General features: G+C 72.8%; 10 protein-coding genes. 5 read left to right on the top strand and 5 right to left on the bottom strand.

Translation table 11 applies throughout. The features are described from left to right. Positions 1-35: 35 nt before the first annotated feature. Complete coding sequence (locus ATJ88_RS13565; RefSeq protein ID WP_245852435.1) at positions 36-641, bottom strand: GDSL-type esterase/lipase family protein; 606 nt, start codon at positions 639-641, stop codon at positions 36-38. 198 nt (positions 642-839) lie between these two features. After that, positions 840-1,763 (bottom strand): aldose 1-epimerase family protein, encoded by a 924-nt coding sequence (locus ATJ88_RS13560; protein ID WP_245852434.1) that lies wholly within the window; start codon positions 1,761-1,763, stop codon positions 840-842. A 75-nt stretch (positions 1,764-1,838) separates the two neighbouring features. Between ATJ88_RS13560 and ATJ88_RS13555 the strand changes: the two genes are divergently transcribed. Next, positions 1,839-2,831: an aldo/keto reductase gene (locus tag ATJ88_RS13555; protein ID WP_098464284.1), complete on the top strand. Its 993-nt coding sequence runs from the start codon at positions 1,839-1,841 to the stop codon at positions 2,829-2,831. Between the two features lie 96 nt (positions 2,832-2,927). On the opposite strand, the gene ATJ88_RS13550 is transcribed toward ATJ88_RS13555, so the two are convergent. The 3 genes from ATJ88_RS13550 to ATJ88_RS13540 all read right to left on the bottom strand — a co-directional run bounded on the left by ATJ88_RS13550 (position 2,928) and on the right by ATJ88_RS13540 (position 8,854). Then, entirely contained in the window at positions 2,928-6,758 is a 3,831-nt protein-coding gene (locus ATJ88_RS13550; protein WP_098465350.1) for a multifunctional oxoglutarate decarboxylase/oxoglutarate dehydrogenase thiamine pyrophosphate-binding subunit/dihydrolipoyllysine-residue succinyltransferase subunit, read from the bottom strand. 262 nt (positions 6,759-7,020) lie between these two features. Further along, entirely contained in the window at positions 7,021-8,124 is a 1,104-nt protein-coding gene (locus ATJ88_RS13545; RefSeq protein ID WP_245852432.1) for a sensor histidine kinase, read from the bottom strand. 1 nt (position 8,125) lies between these two features. Continuing rightward, complete coding sequence (locus ATJ88_RS13540; protein WP_098464283.1) at positions 8,126-8,854, bottom strand: response regulator transcription factor; 729 nt, start codon at positions 8,852-8,854, stop codon at positions 8,126-8,128. 139 nt (positions 8,855-8,993) lie between these two features. On the opposite strand from ATJ88_RS13540, the gene ATJ88_RS13535 reads away from it, so the two are divergent. From ATJ88_RS13535 to ATJ88_RS13520, 4 genes are all read left to right on the top strand, one after another. Beyond that, entirely contained in the window at positions 8,994-10,325 is a 1,332-nt protein-coding gene (locus ATJ88_RS13535; RefSeq protein WP_098464282.1) for a hemolysin family protein, read from the top strand. Further along, positions 10,322-11,368 carry a hemolysin family protein gene (locus tag ATJ88_RS13530; protein WP_098464281.1) on the top strand — a complete coding sequence of 349 codons (1,047 nt, stop codon included), beginning with the start codon at positions 10,322-10,324 and terminating at the stop codon, positions 11,366-11,368. The genes ATJ88_RS13535 and ATJ88_RS13530 overlap by 4 nt, the downstream gene beginning before the upstream one ends. Positions 11,369-11,560: 192 nt before the next feature. After that, positions 11,561-12,406, top strand: a complete 846-nt coding sequence (locus ATJ88_RS13525) for a M15 family metallopeptidase (RefSeq protein WP_098464280.1) — start codon at positions 11,561-11,563, stop codon at positions 12,404-12,406. Positions 12,407-12,453: 47 nt separating this feature from the next. Continuing rightward, a complete protein-coding gene (locus tag ATJ88_RS13520) occupies positions 12,454-13,083 on the top strand; it encodes a CYTH domain-containing protein (protein WP_098464279.1) in 630 nt (209 codons plus the stop codon). Positions 13,084-13,505: the final 422 nt, after the last annotated feature.

Here is a 13,505-nt window from a genome sequence, read left to right as displayed (position 1 = left end):
GGTCGCGGCGGCCGGCCCGAGGGCGGGCGACGGCCTCACTCGCCCTCGGCGGGCACCCCGAGCCAGGCGTGCCACCCGGTGTGCAGCACCAGCCACGCCATGAGGCCGTACCCCGCCTGACCCGGGTAGGTGTCGCCCGTGGTCGCGAGGTCGGCCAGCCACTGCTCGTGCTGCACCAGCGGCGTGTACGTGTCGACGTAGGGCACGCGGCGGCGGCTCGCGACGTCCGCGAACGCCGCCGACAGCTCGGCGATGCGGCCGCCGTCCTCGGGACGCCCCGGGGGCGGCCCGACGACGAACGTCGACAGCCGCCGGCTGTCCGCCATGTCGAGGATGTTCGCCAGGTTGAGCCGCGACCGCGCCACCGACAGTCCCGGGTCGAGGTCGTGCCGCCCCAGGGCGACGACCAGACGGTTGTCGTGCGTGGCCTCCGGCCCGAACCGTGAGTCCGTCTCCGCCTCCCACCGGGCGCCCAGCGCCGACGTGCCCTCGCCGGGCACCGCCAGCACGAACGTCATCGCCGGCCGGTCGAACCGGGTCCGTGCCAGCACCCTGCCGGTCCAGCCCAGCGCGCGGGCGTCGCCGACGCCGGCGCTGAGCTCGTCGCCCACCACGCAGATGCGCACCTGTCGCTCGGTCACGACCCGTCACCATCCCCTGCCTGTCGCTTCCTGCGCCGTCATTGTCACCGGACCCGGCGCAGCACCGCATGATCCCACGCCGTGCCTGCTCGCGTCCTCGGGGTGTGGGGAGGGACGAGCGGGGGATTCGTGACGTTTCGGGCACGAGGTGTGAACGTGACGTCCACGACCTTCCACCGACGCGGACCCGGTGGCGGCTCAGCGCAGGGTCGCACCCCAGCGCACCTCGTGGCTGTCGCCCGGCGCGAGACGCACGAGCCGGTCGCCCGAGTTGTAGGCGTCGGCGTAGCAGCTCATCGGCTCGGCGGCGAGGCCGAAGCGCTCGTACCCGGCGATGTGGTCCGCCGAGCAGACCTGCCAGCAGTCCATGGACTCGTCCATCCACACGGCCGCCGTGCTGCCGTCGGGCCGCTCCAGGAGGCACCAGGACAGACCGTCGGCGTCCCGCGTGGCGTCCACCCACGCGTCGTCCAGGTCGAGGCCCTTCATCGAGCGGGCGGAGCGCAGGTCGTGGTCGCCCGTGACGGGCTCGACGCCGGTCGGCAGGAGGCGGTCGTCCACGGTGACGTGCGAGCCCGCGTCGAGGCGCACGACGCAGTCGTCGAGGTCCGCGCCGCCGGTGGACAGCCAGGGGTGGAAGCCCACGCCGTAGGGAGCGCTCCCACCGCCGACGTTGGTGGTGCGGACCCGCACCTCCAGGCCGTCGACGGCGTCCACGCGGTACGTCACGCGCGTCGTGAGCTGGAACGGCCAGCCCTTCTGCGCGGGGAGGGCGAGCTCGAGCGTCATCTCGTCCGCGGCGGCCCGGACCAGCTCCCAGCGGTACCAGCAGCCCAGCCCGTGCAGGGCCGTGCCACGGTCCGGCTCGTTCACCGGCAGCTGGAAGGTCTCCCCGTCCAGCGTGTACCGGCCGTCGCGCAACCGGTTCGGCCACGGCACCAGGACGGCCGCGTTGTAGACGGGGGCGAGCTCGGCCACGTCGAACGGGACGAAGACGTCCCGGTCACCGACGCGGTACTCGCGCACCATGGCACCCACCTCGACGATCGTGGCGGTGTGGTCGCCGGCGCTGATCCGGTGCTGGGCACCGGACGGCACGGCGGTCTCAAGAGTCGTGTTCACCCTCACACGGTAGTCGGAGAGCCAGCCGGTCGCGGTACGCGTACCGTGTGGAGTCGACCCCACCTTGGAGGACAGATGGAACAGCGGGTGCTCGGACGGACCGGACGGATGGTGTCCGTCATCGGCCTCGGAACCTGGCAGCTCGGCGCCGACTGGGGCGACGTCAGCGAGGAGGACGCACGCGCCGTCCTCGACACCTCGCTCGAGCAGGGCGTGACCTTCTACGACACCGCCGACGTCTACGGCGACGGGCGCAGCGAGCAGATCATCGGCCGCTTCCTGGCCGACCACCCCGACGCCGGGATCACGATCGCCACGAAGATGGGCCGCCGCAGCGAGCAGGTGCCGGAGAACTACGTCCTCGACAACTTCCGGCAGTGGACCGACCGCTCCCGCAAGAACCTCGGCGTCGAGCGCCTCGACCTCGTGCAGCTGCACTGCCCGCCGAGCGCCGTCGTCGAGGACGACGAGGTCTACGACGCCCTCGACACGCTCGTCGCCGACGGCGTCACCGCGGCCTACGGCCTGTCCGTGGAGACCGTCGACCAGGCGCTCGCGGCCATCGCGCGCCCCGGGGTCGCGTCGGTGCAGATCATCCTCAACGCGTTCCGCCACAAGCCGCTGGAGAAGGTGCTGCCGGCGGCGTCGGAGGCGGGCGTCGGGATCATCGCCCGCGTGCCCCTCGCCTCGGGCCTGCTGTCGGGGCGGTACACCGCCGAGACCACCTTCGCGGACGACGACCACCGCACCTACAACCGTTCCGGCGAGGCGTTCGACGTCGGCGAGACGTTCTCCGGCGTGCCGTTCGAGACCGGCGTCGAGGCGGCCCGTCGCTTCACCGCGCTGACCGAGCAGCTCCCCGGCGACCTCACGCCCGCCCAGGCGGCCCTGGCGTGGGTGTGGCAGCGTCCCGGGGTCTCCACCGTCATCCCCGGTGCCCGCAACCCGGAGCAGGCGCGGCTCAACGCCGCCGCGGGACACGCCGACGTGCTCGGACCGCTGTTCGCCGCCGGCGTGCGCGAGATCTACGACGAGGCGATCCGCGAGCACGTGCACGACCGCTGGTGACCGTTTCGTGGTCGGCGCACCCGACGGTGCGCCGACCACCAGGACGGCCGAAGGGCCCGGCAGCAGTACGGCTGCCGGGCCCTTCGTCGTACGACCTCAGCGGGTGAAGACGCGCTCCAGCAGAGCGGCCTGCTCCTCCTTGTGCCGCTTGGCGGTGCCCGCCGCGGTGGAGGCCGACGCGGGACGCGAGATCACGTCGACGCGGGGCAGGTCGGTCGGCAGGGCCAGGTGCAGGTACGACCAGGCGCCCTGGTTCTGCGGCTCGTCCTGGACCCACACGACCTCGGCGCCCTCGTAGCGGGCGATCTGCTCGCGGACCTGCTCCTCCGGGAACGGGTAGAGCTGCTCCAGGCGCACCAGCGCGGTGCGGTCGTCGCCCCGCTTGGCCCGCTCGGCGAGCAGGTCGTAGTAGACGCGGCCGGTGCAGAGCACGAGACGCTCGACCTTCGACGGCGTGATGCTGCCGTCGGCCACCGCGACGTCGCCGAGCACGGGCTCGAACGTGCCGGTCGTGAAGTCCTCCACGCCGGAGGCCGCGGCCTTGAGGCGCAGCAGCTGCTTCGGCGTGAACACCACCAGCGGACGGCGGGGACGGTCGTACGCCTGCTTGCGCAGCAGGTGGAAGTACGACGCCGGGGTCGACGGCTGCGCGACCGTCATGTTGTTCTCGGCGGCGAGCTGGAGGAACCGCTCGATGCGGGCCGACGAGTGGTCCGGCCCCTGGCCCTCGTAGCCGTGGGGGAGCAGCATGACGACCGAGGAGTTCTGGCCCCACTTCTGCTCCGCCGACGAGATGAACTCGTCGATGACGGTCTGGGCGCCGTTGACGAAGTCGCCGAACTGCGCCTCCCACAGGACCAGCGCGTCGGGCCGCTCCACGGAGTAGCCGTACTCGAAGCCGAGCGCGGCGTACTCGCTGAGGGAGGAGTCGTAGACCCAGAACTTCGCCTGGTCGCCCGACAGGTACAGCAGCGGGGTCCACTCGGCGCCGGTGAGGCGGTCGTGCAGCACGGCGTGGCGCTGCGTGAACGTGCCGCGGCGGGAGTCCTGGCCCGCGAGACGCACCGGGGTGCCCTCGGCGAGGAGGGAGCCGAAGGCGACGAGCTCGCCGAAGCCCCAGTCGATGTCGCCCTCCTTCGCCATGATCTGGCGCTTCTCGAGCAGCTTGCCGAGCTTGGGGTGGACGTTGAAGCCCTCCGGCGGCGCGACGTGCACGTCGCCGACGCGCTCGAGCATCGCGTGGGAGATCGCGGTGCGCCAGCCGACCATCGTGCCGGCGTCCTCGCGCTGCGACTCCGGACGCTCCAGGCCGGCGACCTCCTCCGTGCCCGCGGGCGCCGTGTAGCCGCCGCCCTTGGTCTCGGTGAAGACGCGCTCCAGCTGCGCCTGGTAGTCCTGCAGGGCCTGCTCGGCCTCCTCGACGGTGATGTCGCCGCGCGCCACGAGGTTCTTCGTGTAGAGCTTGCGGACCGACTGCTTCGCCTCGATGAGGTTGTACATGAGCGGCTGCGTCATCGACGGGTCGTCGCCCTCGTTGTGACCGCGGCGGCGATAGCAGACGAGGTCGATGATGACGTCGCGGTCGAACTGCTCGCGGTAGGCGAAGGCCAGCTCGGCGACGCGCACGCACGCCTCCGGGTCGTCGCCGTTCACGTGGAACACCGGGACCTGGTAGCCCTTGGCGACGTCCGTGGCGTACGTCGTGGAGCGGGACGACGACGGGGCCGTGGTGAAGCCGACCTGGTTGTTGATGACGACGTGGATGGTGCCGCCGGTGCGGTAGCCGCGCAGCTGCGCGAGGTTCAGCACCTCGGGCACCACGCCCTGGCCCGCGAACGCGGCGTCGCCGTGGATGAGGATCGGCAGCACGGAGAAGCCGTCGCCGCCCAGGTCGATGCGGTCCTGCTTGGCGCGCACGATGCCCTCGAGCACCGGGTCCACGGCCTCCAGGTGCGACGGGTTGGCCGCGAGGTAGACCTTGGTGGTCGCGCCGGACTCGGCGGTGAACGTGCCCTCGGTGCCGAGGTGGTACTTCACGTCGCCGGAGCCCTGCACGGACTTGGGGTCGAGCTGGCCCTCGAACTCCGCGAAGATCTGCGCGTAGCTCTTGCCGGCGATGTTCGCGAGCACGTTGAGGCGACCGCGGTGCGCCATGCCGACGCCGACCTCGTCGAGGCCGTTCTCGGCGGCCTTGGACAGGATCGCGTCGAGCAGCGGGATGACGGACTCGCCGCCCTCCAGCGAGAAGCGCTTCTGGCCGACGTACTTGGTCTGCAGGAACGTCTCGAACGCCTCGGCGGAGTTCAGGCGGCGCAGGATGCGCAGCTGGTCCTCGCGCGGGGTGCGGGCGTACCCGTGCTCCAGGCGGTCCTGGAGCCACCGGCGCTGCGCCGGGTCCGAGATGTGCATGTACTCGATGCCGATGGAGCGGCAGTACGAGTCGCGCAGGAGGCCGAGGGTGTCGCGCAGCGTCGCCTTGGGCTTGCCGCCGAACCCGCCGGTCGGGAACGTGCGGTCCAGGTCCCACAGCGTGAGGTCGTGGTTCTGGATGTCCAGGTCGGGGTGCTTGCGCTGGCGGTAGGCGAGCGGGTCGGTGTCCGCCATGAGGTGGCCGCGCGAGCGGTACGCGTGGATGAGCTCGGCGATCTTGGCGGGCTTGGCCGCCTCGACGTCGTCGTCCTTGCTGTTGTCGCGGACCCAGCGCACGGGCTCGTAGGGGACGCGCAGCGCCGCGAAGACGCGGTCGTAGAAGCCGTCCAGGCCGAGGAGCTTGCCGCTGAGGATCTTGAGGAACTCGCCCGACTGCGCACCCTGGATGATGCGGTGGTCGTAGGTCGAGGTGATCGTCATGACCTTCGACACGCCCATGCGCGCGAGGCGCTCCTCGGACGCGCCGGCGAACTCCGCCGGGTAGTCCATCGCACCGACGCCGATGATCGTGCCCTGGCCCTGCATGAGGCGCGGCACGGAGTGCACGGTGCCGATGCCGCCGGGGTTCGTCAGGGAGATGGTGGTGCCGGCGAAGTCGGGCACGCCGAGCTTGCCGCCGCGGGCCTTGCGCACGAGCTCCTCGTACGCGGCCCAGAACCCGGCGAAGTCGAGCTCGTCGGCCTTCTTGATGCTGGGCACGAGGAGCTGGCGGGAGCCGTCCGGCTTGGCCAGGTCGATCGCCAGGCCGAAGCCGACGTGCGCGGGCTGGACGACGCCGGGCTTGCCGTCGACCTCCTCGTAGTGGGCGTTCATCACCGGCATGTCGGCCAGCGCCTCGACCAGCGCGAAGCCGATGAGGTGGGTGAACGAGATCTTGCCGCCGCGGCCGCGGGCCAGGTGGTTGTTGATGACGATCCGGTTGTCCACCATGAGCTTGGCGGGCACGGCACGGACCGACGTCGCGGTCGGGACCGCGATCGACGCCTCCATGTTCGTCACGACGCGCGCGGCGGGGCCGCGCAGCTTCTGCACCTCGTCGGTCGCCTCCTCGTCGTCCGCCTGGGGCGCGCGACGGGCCACCTCGGCGTAGGGGGCGGTCGCGGCGACGGCCTCGGCGACGGGCTTGACCGCCGTCACCTCGGGGTCGGCGGGGACCGGCGCGGCGGCCGCGGGCTGCGACGCCTCGGCCGCGGCCGTGCCGTCCGTCGCGGGCGTCGACGCGGCCGCCGGGGACGCCGGTGCCGGGGACGCGGTGGCCGGCGAGGCGGGCTCCGCGGGCGCCGACGGCGCGGGTGCGGCGGGGGTGCTGGTCTCGGCCGGCGTCCCGTCGGACGACTCGCCCGGCGTGTAGTCGGCGAAGAAGTCCCACCACGCGGGATCGACCGCGTTCTTGTCCTTGAGGTACTGCTCGTAGAGCTCGTCCACGAGCCATTCGTTGGCCCCGAACGACGCACTTTCGGCGTTGATCGACTCTGACCCAGCCTGAGGGGATGCCACGCCCGGTTCGCCCACTTTCCCACATTGCTTCGTTGACGGTCGTGCCCAGGGGTGTCCCCGGGCACCTACCAAGGGTAGGCCCTCCTGCTCCGGGCCGGAGCGGCTCGCGGGGCGGCGGCGCGGGCCCGGCGAGGCCTGTCCCACCGGGACGTGCGGGTCGGGTAATAGGGCGGGAAAGGACGAGGCGACATTGTGTCGAGAGCCGTCATGCGCGCCTCACGGCGAGATGTCCGCCACATGACAGGTGTGACGGAGATCACGGTCAGACGGGCGTCTCGGTCGACACGCCCGGGGCCGGGCGGGCCACCGCGGGCAGCGTCACCCGCATCGTCGCGCCGACCGGCGTGTCGGCCACCTCCACGTGCCCGCCGTGCAGGTCCACCGCCCAGCGCACGATCGCCAGGCCGATCCCCGTGCCGCCGCTCGAGCCCGTCGCCGCCGGACGACCCGACGGCGTCCCGCGGGCGAAGCGCTCGAACACCCGGTCCCGGTCCTCCGGAGCGATCCCGGGACCCTCGTCGCCCACCTCGATTACCACGCTGTCGCCCACCGGGTAGGCGTCCAGCCGCACCGTCCCGCCGAACGGCGAGTGGCGGATCGCGTTCTGGAGCAGGTTCGTCACGACCTGCCGCAGGCGCTCCACGTCGGCCTCCAGCGCGAGGTCCTCCGGGGTGACGTCCACGACGTACGTCAGGCCCTTGGCGGCGTCGACCATCGACACGGCCTCCGCGCACTCCTCGAGGAAGTCGCCCACGGAGAACTCGCTCAGCACGAGCGCCGACGCCCCGGCCTCCACCCGCGACAGGTCCAGCAGGTACGTCACCAGGCGGGTCAGCCGCTCCGTCTGCTCCAGCGAGAGCTCGAGGGCCGCCGGCGTCGGCTCGGTCACCCCGTCCACGAGGTTCTCCAGCTGCGCCTGCAGCGCCGCCACCGGCGTGCGCAGCTCGTGCGACACGTTCGCGATGAGGTCGCGCCGCACCCGGTCCGAGGCGCCCAGGTCCTGCGCCATCGTGTTGAACGCCAGGGCGAGCTGCCCCACCTCGTCCCGGCTCGTCGACCGCACGCGGATCGAGTAGTCGCCGTCCGCCATCGCCCGGGCCGCCGCCGTCATCTGCCGCAGCGGCGACGTCATGCCGCGCGCCAGCAGCTGCGTGAGCACCAGCGACACGATGATGGCCAGCGGGAACGTGCGGCTCGGCCCGAGGCCGTTGCGCAGGCCGATCCACGTGATGAGGACCGCGACCGTCACGCTCGCCACGACCAGCAGGCCCAGCTTCGCCTTGAGCGAGTGGACCGGGTCGAGCGGGCGGACGTCGGGCAGCCGGTGGTCGCGTCGTCGGACGCCGTCGTCGTGCACGTCGGGCACGTCAGCCCGCCGGCGGCTCGAACGCGTACCCGACGCCGTGCACGGTGCGGATCAGCTCCGGCCCGAGCTTGCGGCGCAGCGCCTTGATGTGGGAGTCGACGGTGCGGGTGCCGCTCGCGTCCGCCCAGTCCCAGACCTCGGCGAGCAGCCGCTCGCGGGTCTGCACGGTCTTGGGCGAGCTGGCGAGCATGACGAGCAGCTCGAACTCGGTCGGCGTGAGGTGGACCTCCTCGCCGCCCCGGTGGACCCGGCGCTGCGCCCGGTCGATCGTGACGTCGCCCGCGACGAGCGGCGGGTCGCTGGGGGCCGACGCCGCGGCCTGCGCCGCCCGCTCGACCCGGCGCAGCAGCGCCTTGACCCGCGCGACGAGCTCGCGCATCGAGAAGGGCTTGGTCATGTAGTCGTCGGCGCCGACGCCCAGGCCGATGATCATGTCGGTCTCGTCGTCGCGGGCCGTCAGCATGAGGATCGGCGTGGGGTGGTCGGCCTGGATCCGCCGGCACACCTCCAGCCCGTCGATCCCGGGGAGCATGACGTCCAGGACCACCGCGTCGGGTCGCAGACGGGCCGCGGCGTCGACGCCGGAGAGTCCGTCGCGGGCGACCTCGACGCGCCAGCCCTCGGCCGAGAGCCGCTGCGCGATGGCCGTCGCGATGGCGGGCTCGTCCTCGACGACGAGCACCGTGGCGTTCTGCTGGCCCTGGGCCGTGCCGCTCGAAGTGGTGGTCATTGCACCATCTTGCACGGTGAACCTGAGGTTTCGCTGGGCACACGCTGGCGTGGCGACCGTCACGGGACATCACGCGGACGACCGGTTACCATCGGTCCACGATGGACGACAGTCGATATACCGGCCGGCGGTACGAACCATGCTGACCGATGTGCTCTTGGTCGGCCTCGGCGTGCTGCTCACCGCCGGAACCGCGATCTTCGTGGCGAGCGAGTTCTCCCTGGTGACGTTGGACCCTGCCGTGGTGGGGGCCGACGACGAGGAGGGCGACAGTCCGTCGCCCGGCCGGACGCCTCCCGATCGTCGGGACCGCATCGTCCGCTCCGGGCTCAAGCACCTGTCGACCGAGCTCAGCTCGGCCCAGGTCGGCATCACCGTCACCACGATCCTGCTGGGCTACACCGCCCAGCCGGCCCTGCTGTCGCTGTTCGGCGCGGGCCTGGCCTCCACCTCCCTCGGGGAGGGCGTCGCGGCCGTCCTCGCGGGCGTGCTGGCGCTGGTCGTGGTCAACGCGTTCTCCATGCTGTTCGGCGAGCTCGTCCCCAAGAACTTCGCGCTGTCCGCGCCGCACGCCACCGCGCGCGCCGTCGTCCCGCTGCAACGGGTCTTCACGATCGTCTTCGGCCCGCTCATCCGGGTGCTCAACGGGTCCGCGAACGCGATCCTGCGGCGCGTCGGCGTCGAACCGCGCGAGGAGCTGTCCGGCGCACGCTCGGCGTCCGAGCTGATCTCGCTCGTCAAGCGCTCCGCGCAGGAGGGCACCCTGGAGGCCGGCACCGCGACGCTGCTCGCCAACTCCCTCGAGCTCGACGAGCTCACCGCGCGCGACGTCATGACCGACCGCACCCGCATGTCCGTCGTCGACCGGGACACCAGCGCCACCGAGGTGGTCGCGCTCGCGCACCGCACCGGGCACTCCCGGTTCCCCGTCATCGGCGACGACCGTGACGACGTCGTCGGGCTCGTGCACCTGCGACGCGCCGTCGGCGTGCCGTTCGAGCGCCGCCACGACGTGCCGGCCGCCGCGCTGATGACCGACGCGCCTCGCGTCCCCGAGACGGTCACGCTCGGACCGCTCCTGGTCGAGCTGCGCGGGCTCGGGCTGCAGATGGCGGTCGTCGTCGACGAGTACGGCGGCACCTCCGGTGTCGTCACCCTGGAGGACGTGGTGGAGGAGCTGGTGGGCGACGTCGCCGACGAGCACGACCGGCGGCGCGGCGGCGTGTCCCGTCAGGCGGACGGCTCGTGGGTCGTGCCGGGCGTGCTGCGCCCCGACGAGCTCCAGGAGACCACCGGTCTGCGCGTGCCCGAGGGGGCCACCTACGAGACCCTTGCCGGCCTCGTCATGGACCGCCTCGGGCGGCTCCCCGAGCCCGGCGACGAGGTCGTCGTCGACGGTGTGGCGCTGCGCGTCGAGGTCGTCGAGACCCGCCGCGTCGAACGCCTGCGCGTGCGGGAGGTGGGCGCGTGACCACCGGGACCGCCCTGCTGGTCGGCCTGCTCCTGCTGGCCGCCAACGCGTTCTTCGTCGGCGCCGAGTTCGCCGTCCTGTCCGTGCGGCGCAGCACCATCGAGCCCCGCGCCGAGGCGGGGGAGAAGCGCGCCAAGATCGTCCTGTGGGCGATGGAGCACGTCTCGCTCATGCTGGCGTGCGCGCAGCTCGGCATCACCGTCTGCTCGACCGGCCTCGGCATCATCGCCGAGCCCGCGCTCGCGCACCTGCTCGAGGGCCCGTTCGAGGCGCTGGGCGTCCCCGAGCAGCTCGTCCACCCCGTGGCCCTCGTCATCGCGCTCGGCATCGTCGTCTACCTGCACGTCGTGCTCGGCGAGATGGTCCCCAAGAACCTGGCCGTGTCCGGGCCGGAGACGGCCGCGCTGTGGTTCGCCCCGCCGCTCGTCCTCGTCGCCCGGGTCCTCAAGCCCGTCATCGTCGCCCTCAACTGGGTCGCCAACCACTGCGTGCGGCTGCTCGGCGTCGAGCCGAAGGACGAGGTCGCCTCCGCGTTCACCGTCGAGGAGGTCCAGTCCATCGTCGAGCACTCGCGCGCCGAGGGCGTCCTCGACGACGACCAGGGCCTGCTCACCGGCGCCATCGAGTTCTCGTCGCGCACGGCCGGCGACGTCATGGTGCCGTCCGCCGAGCTCGTCACCATCACGTCGCAGGCGACCCCCGACGACGTCGAGCACCTCGTCTCGCGCACCGGCTACAGCCGGTTCCCGCTGTGCGACGACGACGCCGAGCCGGGCGCCCTGCTGGGCTACCTGCACCTCAAGGACGTGCTCTACGCGACCAACGGCAACCGCACCCGCCCCGTCCCGTCCTGGCGCGTGCGCGCGATGGCGTCCGTCGCGCCCGGCGACGAGGTCGAGGAGGCGCTGCGGGCCATGCAGCGCACCGGCGCGCACCTCGCGCGCGTGGAGGACGGCGGCCGCACGGTGGGCGTCGTGTTCCTCGAGGACATCCTCGAGGAGCTCGTCGGCGAGGTCCGTGACGCGATGCAGCGCCGTCGTTGAGGCCCCGCCCGGGGACGCCCACGGCGTGAACAAGTCCTGAACAACTCGGGACTTGGCCGAGACGTCCGTCACCGCTAGTGTGCGGTCACGAACCGGTGAGGACCCGGTGGCCCGGACGGGTCACGACGACGTCCTCGCAGGTCGGGACCAGGTCGAGTCGGCGCCACGGACGTGGCTGAGGCAGGAGGTGTCGTGGGCACGACGTCGCCGGACGGCAACCCCGTCCCGCGTTCCCGTCGGGAGATCCGCGAGGCCGAGGAGGCCCGGGGAGGCCGCGCCCCCCGCCGGACGGCACCCGCCTCCCGGACCCGCACCCGCGGCACCCACGCCGCGTCCGCCGGGCACACCTGGGTGACGCGCGTGACCGTCCTCGGCTCCCTCGCCGCCGCCACCATCGCCGTCCCGCTCACGGCCAGCGCCGACAGCGAGGCCCGCTCCCCGTTCGACCTGGAGACCGCGCCCACCGGACCCTCGACCCTCGCGGTCCTGCAGTCCGGGAGCACCGCGCCCGCCACCTCCGCCGCCATCGCCGCCGCGCCCCGCGAGCGCAGCGTCGCCGCCGCCAGCCGCGCCACCGAGCGCGAACCCCTGCCCGACTGCGACGGCGACACCCCCGTCGAGGGCGGCAACGGCCAGCTCGCCGACCACTCCCTGTGCGCCCTCTGGCAGGACGGCGAACAGCTCCAGCCCGACGCCGCGATCTCCCTCAGCGCGCTCAACGAGGCGTTCAACGCCCGCTTCGGCCGCAACCTCTGCCTCGTCGACAGCTACCGCTCGCTGTCCTCCCAGTACTCGGTCAAGGCCAGCCGCGGCTACCTCGCCGCCACCCCCGGCACCTCCATGCACGGCTGGGGCCTCGCCATCGACCTGTGCTCCAAGGAGACCGGCAGCTCCGAGGTCTACAGCTGGCTGTGGGACAACGCCCCCGCCTACGGCTGGGAGAACCCGCCGTGGGCGCAGCGCGGCGGCTCCGGCAAGTACGAGCCCTGGCACTGGGAGTACCGCGCCGGCGTCGAGAAGATCACCACCTGGCACTGACGTCGGCCCCCGCCCCGCGACCACCGCGGGCGCGTAGTGTCGGCAGCATGTCGACCGCGTACACCGACTTCGAGTTCGAACGGCGCTTCCTCGTCCGCGCCCTCCCCGACGCGCTCCGTGACGCGCCGTCGCTCATCGTCCAGTCCTACTTCCTGTCCGACGGCGGGTACGCGCTCCGCGTCCGCGTCCAGGCCGGCGGGGTGGACGGACGCCTCGACGCGCAGAGCGACCCCGCCGACGTCCTCGACGCCGTCCGCGACCGCGTCGACTTCGCCGCCGTCACCGTCAAGGGCCCCTCCGCCGGCGGCACCCGCTACGAGGCCGAGCGCGAGCTCGACCCCCTCGTCGCGCTCGAGCTCGTCCGCCGCGGCGGCGCCCGCGTCGTCAAGACCCGCTACGCCGCCTGGATCGGCGCCGACGGCTGGTCCCTCGACGTCTTCGGCGGCGCCAACCACCCCCTCGTCGTCGCCGAGTGCGAACGCTCCGGCCCCGTCACCGGACTCCAGATCCCCGACTTCTGCGTCACCGAGATCACCGACGACCGCCGGTTCTCCAACGAGTCCCTCGCCGTGCAGCCCTACGCCGAGTGGGCCGCGGAGTACGCCCAGGAGCTCGTCCGTACCGGCCCGCGGTTCCGCGAGGACTTCGGCGAGAACACCTCCATCGACGCCACCTAGGGGCGGGTCTCGTCGGGTCCCGTCGGGTCTTGTCGGGTTGGGTCGGGTCGCCGGGTGGTGGGGGTGCGTGGCGCGCGGCTTCCATCCGGCCGCTCGTTCCTCGCGGCCTCCCGCCAGGCCCGGCCAGCCGCGCGCCCCGCACCCCCACCACCCGGCTCCGTCGGCTCACGACCCGCTTCCCGCGAGTCAGCGCACCGCCACGCGAGTCAGCGCACCGCCACGCGAGTCAGCGCACCGCCACGCGAGTCAGCGCAAGGTCACGTGAGTCAGCGCTGGTTCGCGCGAGTCAGCGCACCGTCACGCGAGTCAGCGTGGATGTGCGTGAGTCAGCGCAGAGGCGGGCGAGGGAGCGCACGCTTCGGCGGGTCGGCGGGCCGGTGCGCGGCGCGGACCCGGTCCGGCTCGGCCCGCGCACCGGCACC

It is taken from the genome of Isoptericola jiangsuensis (assembly GCF_002563715.1).
Classification (GTDB): Bacteria; Actinomycetota; Actinomycetes; order Actinomycetales; family Cellulomonadaceae; genus Isoptericola; species Isoptericola jiangsuensis.
This window is presented reverse-complemented; position numbering and strand designations above follow the sequence as displayed.